6 protein-coding genes are annotated in these 6,059 nt (G+C 73.0%); all 6 read left to right on the top strand.

The features are described 5' to 3' along the window. Positions 1 to 42: 42 nt before the first annotated feature. Entirely contained in the window at positions 43 to 468 is a 426-nt protein-coding gene (locus tag EF918_RS31360; protein WP_125652311.1) for a phage tail protein, read from the top strand. 14 nt (positions 469 to 482) lie between these two features. Continuing rightward, on the top strand, positions 483 to 1,292 hold the full coding sequence (locus tag EF918_RS31350; RefSeq protein ID WP_185922005.1) for a LysM peptidoglycan-binding domain-containing protein: 810 nt from the start codon (positions 483 to 485) through the stop codon (positions 1,290 to 1,292). Continuing rightward, positions 1,289 to 3,199 (top strand): VgrG-related protein, encoded by a 1,911-nt coding sequence (locus EF918_RS31345; protein WP_125652310.1) that lies wholly within the window; start codon positions 1,289 to 1,291, stop codon positions 3,197 to 3,199. The genes EF918_RS31350 and EF918_RS31345 overlap by 4 nt, the downstream gene beginning before the upstream one ends. A 40-nt stretch (positions 3,200 to 3,239) precedes the next feature. Then, positions 3,240 to 3,656, top strand: coding sequence for a GPW/gp25 family protein (locus EF918_RS31340; protein WP_125652309.1), 417 nt, complete (start codon positions 3,240 to 3,242; stop codon positions 3,654 to 3,656). Continuing rightward, on the top strand, positions 3,656 to 5,614 hold the full coding sequence (locus tag EF918_RS31335) for a putative baseplate assembly protein (protein WP_125652308.1): 1,959 nt from the start codon (positions 3,656 to 3,658) through the stop codon (positions 5,612 to 5,614). The genes EF918_RS31340 and EF918_RS31335 overlap by 1 nt, the downstream gene beginning before the upstream one ends. After that, positions 5,611 to 6,059 (top strand): phage tail protein (locus EF918_RS31330; RefSeq protein WP_125652307.1); only part of this gene is annotated, 449 nt, incomplete at its 3' end. The genes EF918_RS31335 and EF918_RS31330, both read left to right, overlap by 4 nt.

Below are 6,059 nucleotides of genomic sequence, written 5' to 3'. Positions count from 1 at the left end.
CGCCAGCCCCAGCCCCGGCACCGCCCCAGAAAGGCCCACCCGATGCCCCGCGAACTCGACCCGGGTTCCACCGTCTTCTTCACCCTCACCATCGACGGCGAAAGCCTCGGCTGCTTCAACGGGTGCGAGGGGCTCTCCTCCACCGTGGAGGTCGAGCAGCGCCACGAAGGCGGCAACAACGGGTTCGTCTGGCAGCTCCCGTCCCGGGTGACCTTCTCCACCATCCGGCTGACCCGGCCCCTGACCCCCGACACCGCGAAGGTCGCGGCCTGGATCTCCTCCGTCACCACCGGGGTCACCCGCCCCACCGCCCAGATCGCCGCGCTGCGCGCCGACGGCTCGGAGGTGGCCCGCTGGGGACTGATCGACGTGCTGCCGGTGCGGTGGCAGGGGCCCTCCCTCGACCCGGCCAGTCCCGGTGTGGCGACCGAGGTCCTGGAGATCACGCACCACGGGTTCACGGACTGAGGGGGAGTCACCACATGGCAGTCACCACAGGAAGGCCCGGAGGCACCGGCGGCTCATCAGGCGGCAGCAGCTCCGGCGGCGGCAACCGCGGCGGCAGGAGCGGCAAGGGCGGCGGCGCCGGCAAGAGCCTCGTGCGGGCCTCGCTGGCCGTGCACGAGCCGCCGGTCGGGCGGAGCACCACACCCGGCGCGCTGATCAACACCTTCACCTTCGAGTTCAACCCGGCCCAACTCGCCCTCTCCCGGAGGGCCCAGTGGAAGAGCACCCCCACCGCCGCGGTGCGCGACGGCGCCGTGCCGGAGTTCATGGGGCCCGAGCCCCGCGAGCTGACCGTGGAGATCTTCCTCGACTCCTCCGGCACCCCGGGCGCCAACGCGGTGATGAAGAAGGTCGAAGCGCTCTTCGCCTGCTGCGAGGTGACCACGAAGAGCATCGCCGCCAAGCAGCCCTCGACCCCCTGGGTGGTGTTCCAGTGGGGGTCGTTCTCGACCGCGCGGTTCACGGCGTACGTGTCCTCCGTCGACGCCACGTACTCGCTGTTCAGCATGACGGGTGTGCCGATCCGCGCCACCTGCCGGGTCCGGCTGCACGAGATACCCAGCCGGACCAAGGGCCAGAACCCCACCTCGGGCGCGCTCACCGCCCGCCGCGTCCACCGGGTCGTCGCCGGCGACAGCCTGCAGTCGCTGGCCTGGCGCGAGTACGGCGACGCGAACGCCTGGCGGGCCGTCGCCGAGGCCAACGGCATCGACGACCCGTCCCGGCTGCGTACCGGCACCGAAGTGGTGCTGCCGGCCGCCGAAGAGGTCGGAGGGCACCGATGACCCAGGCGTCCTTCTCCAACGTCGTCCACGTCTCCGTCGGCGGCGGCAAGCTTCCCGACCACCTCGCCGACGACCTCGTCGGCGCCTGGGTCGACCTCGGGGCGGGCGTGCCGGGCGCGTTCCGGCTCACCTTCCGCGACCCGCACGGGCTGCTGCTGGGCGATCTGAAGGTGCGGTTCGGCACGAAGGTGGTCATCGCACCCGTCGCGGCCGGCCAGGGCGCGGGATCGCCGCTGCTCACCGGCGAGGTCACCGGCATGGAGACCGACTACGACGGCACCGGCACCTTCACCGTGATCCGCGGCTACGACCACGGCCACCGCCTGATGCGGCAGCGCCGGGTCGCCGCGTACCGCAACCAGACCGCCTCCGACATCGCCCGCAAGCTGGCCGCGCAGAGCGGCATCCCGATCGGCCGGATCGAGGCCACCAGGACGGTCTACGAGTTCATCAGCCAGTCCAACGTCACCGACTGGGACTTCCTCTCCCGGCTCGCCGACGAGAACGGGACGGTGATGTCGATCGACTCCCGGGGAACGTTCCGGTTCGTCCGGCCGGCCCCCGCCTCCGGCGCGCCGCCGACGAGCACCAGCGGCGAGAAGAGCCCGTTCGTGCTGCACGCCGGCCAGGACGTGCTGCGCTGCCGGGCCGCGGTCACGGCCGCCGACCAGATCGGCCGGGTCGAGTCGCGCGGCTGGGACGTCACGGCCAAGCGCGCGGTCACCGCGACCTCGACCACCACCCGCACCCCCGCCGTCACCATCGGCACCGGCCCCGGCGAGGCCGCCGCGGCGTTCCGGCCCGGGAAACTGGTGGAGACCGAGACGCCCTACGACCGGCAGACCGAGGTCAGGTACGCCTCCGAAGCCCTCGCCGACGACATCGCCTCCTCCTTCGCCGAGTTGGAGGTCACGGTCCGGGGCAACCCCGAGCTGCGTCCCGGCGTGCCGGTCACCCTCCGGGACGTGGGCGTGCCGTTCGAGGGCAAGTACACCGTCACCTCCGTCCGGCACGTCTTCGGCGACGACAGCCACTACCAGACCTGGGTGACCGTCAGCGGCCGCCAGTGGCGGTCCCTGTACGGACTCGCCTCCGGCGGTGGCGCCGGCGCCACCGCCGCGCCACGGCTGCCGAGCGTGGCCAACGCCCTGGTCACCGATGTCCAGGACCCGCTGAAACAGGGCCGGGTCAAACTGCGGTTCCCCTGGCTGGACGAGACGTACGTCAGCGACTGGACCCGTACCGTGCAGCTCGGCGGGAAGTCCGGGGGCGGGATCTTCCCGCTGGACGTCGGCGACGAGGTGCTGGTGGCCTTCGACCGCGGGGCGCTGGACCATCCGTTCGTCGTCGGCGGGCTCTACAACGGCCGTGACGTGCCCACCCCGGTGCCGGACGTACCCCTGCACGACGGGCTGCGGAAGAAGGCGATCCGGCACACGCTGTCCGACCGCGACGGCAACCGGGTGGACCTGCTCAGCCAGACCACCGGCGCCCGCAAGCAGGGCGTACGGGTGGCCAGCGGGGACGGCCGGCTCACCATCAACCTCGACCGCACCCGGACCGAGATCACCGTCGACAGCAAGGGCTCCGTCACCATCACCGGCGGCCGGTCGGTGTCGGTGGAGGCGGGCACGGACCTCACCCTGAGCGCACGCCGGGCCCTGACCATCAAGAGCGGCGGCCCCCTCAGCATCCAGGGGCGCGGCACGGTCAACCTCCGGTCGCTGGGCGGCGCGGTCAACGTCGACGCGCTCGGCGCCCTCAGCCTCAAGGCGGCGGGGGTCGCGACGCTCAGCGCGGCCGGCAGCGTCCAGGTCAACGCCGTCACGAACGTCGGGATCCGGGCGGCCACGCTCATGCTCCAAGGCGTGGTGCTGGTCAACAACAAGCCGTACCCGATCCCGTGACCGCCGCCAGGACGAGGAGAAGAAGACAGGTGGTGTGCTGATGGCCGAACAGTTCGTGGGCGCCGGCTGGGCGTTCCCCTTCCGTATCGGACCGACCGGGGGCATCGCCCTGGTCCACGGCGAACGGGAGATCGAGGAGGCCGTCCGACTGGTGCTCGGTACGGCACCGGGCGAACGGCCGATGCGGCCCGAATTCGGGTGCGCCATCCACGACTTGGTGTTCGCCCCGGTCAACGAGGCCACCGCGGGCCGGATCCAGCACGAGGTGTACACCAGCCTGGACCGCTGGGAGCCCAGGATCGAGGTGCACGACGTCGACGTCACCGCCGGCGCGGAGCAGGGCGTGCTGTTCATCGACGTCCGCTACTCGATCCGCGGCACCAACAACCCGCGCAGCCTTGTCTTCCCCTTCTACGTGATCCCGTCCCACGACGAGCCCGGCGAAAGCGAACGCTGATGGCACTGCCCTCCCCGAACCTCGACGACCGCCGGTTCCAGCAGTTCGTCGACGACGCCAAGCGCTACATCCAGCAGCGCGCCCCCGAGTGGACCGACCACAACGTCTCCGACCCGGGCATCACCCTGGTGGAGACCGTCGCCCACATGGCCGACCAGATCGTCTACCGGCTCAACCGGGTGCCGGAGAAGAACCACCTGGCCTTCCTCGACCTGATGGGCATCCACCTCTTCCCGCCGTCGGCGGCCCGCACCGACGTCACGTTCTGGCTGTCCGCCCCGCAGGAGGACCCCGTGGTGCTGCCCGCCGGCACCGAGGTCGCCACCGCCCGCACCGAGCACGAGGAAGCGGTCGTCTTCGCCACCGAACACGAACTCACCGTCGTCCCGACCGAGTTGCGGCTGCTGATGCTCCAGCGTCAGGGCGAGCCCGTCACCGACCGGACCGCGGACCTCACCGAGGCCAAGGACGTGATGTGCTTCGCCGAGGCGCCGCGGCCGGGCGACTGCATGCTGCTCGGGCTGAGCGCCGCGGCGCCGCACTGCGCGGTGGCGCTGGGCCTGGACAGCCGCGTGGACGGTGTCGGCGTGGACCCGCGGCAGCCGCCGCTGGTGTGGGAGGCCTGGACCGAGGACGGCTGGGTTCCCTGCGAGGTCGACCGCGACGGCACAGGCGGTCTGAACCGGCCCGGCGAGGTGGTCCTGCACGTCCCCGGCGGGCACGTGCTGTCACGTACCGGCGGCCGGCAGGCCGGCTGGCTGCGCTGCCGGGTCACCGAGCCGCTGCCCGGCCAGCCCTTCTACACCACCTCGCCGACCGTACGGGCCGCCGAGGCGTTCACCCTCGGCGGCACCACCGGTGTCGTCCACGCCGAGACCGTGCACGACGAGGCCCTCGGCGAGTCCACCGGCCTGCCCGGCCAGCGGCTGCGGCTGGCCCACGCCCCCGTGGTGGGCGACGACCCACCGCTGCTGCTGCAGACCGCCGAGGACGACGGCTGGCACGACTGGGACGTCGTCCCCCACTTCGCCGCCTCCGGCCCGTACGACCGCCACCTGACCCTCGACGCCACGACCGGCGAGATCGCCTTCGGCCCTGCCGTACGCGAACCGGACGGCGGCCTGCGCCAGTACGGCGCGGTCCCGCCGCAGGGCGCGGTCGTCAGGGCCCGCCGCTACCGCATCGGCGGGGGCCGCGCCGGGAACGTGGCCCGCGGCGCGGTACGGGTGCTGCGCAGTTCCGTCCCGTACGTCTCCGAGGTCGTCAACCGGGAGGCGGCCCGCGGCGGGGTCGACGGCGAGACGGTCACGGAGGCGAAGGTGCGCGCGCCGATCACCCTGCGCGCGCAGGAACGCGCGGTGACCCTGCGCGACTACGAGGAACTGGCCCGCCGCGCCGCCCCCGAGACGGCCAGGATCGCCTGCCTGGAGGGGGAGGAGAGCGCGCAAGGGGCTTACGCCGTCCGCGTCCTGGTGGTCCCTCAGGCGGTGGCGGACCCCGGTGGTCGGCTGCGCTTCGAGCAATTGGTGCCGGGGGACGGCCTGTTGCGCCGCATCACCCGCCACCTCGACGAACGGCGGCTGATCGGGACCAGGCTGGCGGTGGGCCCGCCCTTCTACCAGGGCGTCACGGTCGTCGCCACCGTGCACGCCTTTCGCGGCACGGACACCGACCGGGTGCGCCGCCAGGCGCACGACGCGCTCTACCGCCACCTCGACCCGCTGACCGGCGGCGCCGACGGCACGGGTTGGCCGTTCGGGCGCCGGGTGCAGGCGGGCGAGGTCTTCGCCGTGCTCCAACGCGTGCCCGGGGTGGAGCTGGTGGACGAGGTCCTGCTGCACCCGGCGGACCCGCTGACGGGGAAGCGGGGCGAGGCCACGGACCGGATCGACCTCGACCCGGCGGCGCTGGTGTTCTCGTTCGACCACCGCGTGCGGGTGATCGGGGACGACGCATGAGCACCAGGGGTTCCGTCGACGGGCTGAGGTCCTCCTCGCCCCTCGGCGCGATGCTGCCCGCCCTCTTCGCCGAGGACGATCTCGCGCAGCGGTTCGTCGCCGGCCTGGACGAGGTCCTCGCGCCCATCCTCAACGTCCTGGACTGCCTGGACTCCTACTTCACCCCCGCGCTGGCTCCGGTGGACTTCACCCGGTGGCTCGGTGACTGGGTCGGCGCCGAGACCGACGGCACGGAGCCGGAGGACCGGCTGCGCGCGGCCGTTGCCGCCGCCGCGTACCTGCACCGGGTGCGTGGCACCCGGCACGGGCTGGCCGAGGCGGTACGGCTGGCGTTCGGGGTGGAGCCGGAGATCAGCGAGAGCGGGGCCGCCGACTGGAGCGCCCGGCCGCTCGGCCCGGTCCCGGGCGAGCCCCGCCCCCGCCTCCACGTCACGCTGCGCCTGCC

Source organism: Streptomyces sp. WAC06614, assembly GCF_003949795.1.
Lineage (GTDB): Bacteria > Actinomycetota > Actinomycetes > Streptomycetales > Streptomycetaceae > Streptomyces.
Note: the sequence above shows the minus strand (reverse complement) of the source record. Positions and strands in the feature narration are given on the sequence as shown.

What these genes read in the sequence shown, in the direction of transcription:
- EF918_RS31345 (WP_125652310.1), top strand. Translation starts at nt 1,289, where the DNA reads ATGACCCAGGCGTCCTTCTCCAACGTCGTCCACGTCTCCGTCGGCGGC.
- EF918_RS31350 (WP_185922005.1), top strand. Translation starts at nt 483, where the DNA reads ATGGCAGTCACCACAGGAAGGCCCGGAGGCACCGGCGGCTCATCAGGC.
- EF918_RS31340 (WP_125652309.1), top strand. Translation starts at nt 3,240, where the DNA reads ATGGCCGAACAGTTCGTGGGCGCCGGCTGGGCGTTCCCCTTCCGTATC.
- EF918_RS31360 (WP_125652311.1), top strand. Translation starts at nt 43, where the DNA reads ATGCCCCGCGAACTCGACCCGGGTTCCACCGTCTTCTTCACCCTCACC.
- EF918_RS31335 (WP_125652308.1), top strand. Translation starts at nt 3,656, where the DNA reads ATGGCACTGCCCTCCCCGAACCTCGACGACCGCCGGTTCCAGCAGTTC.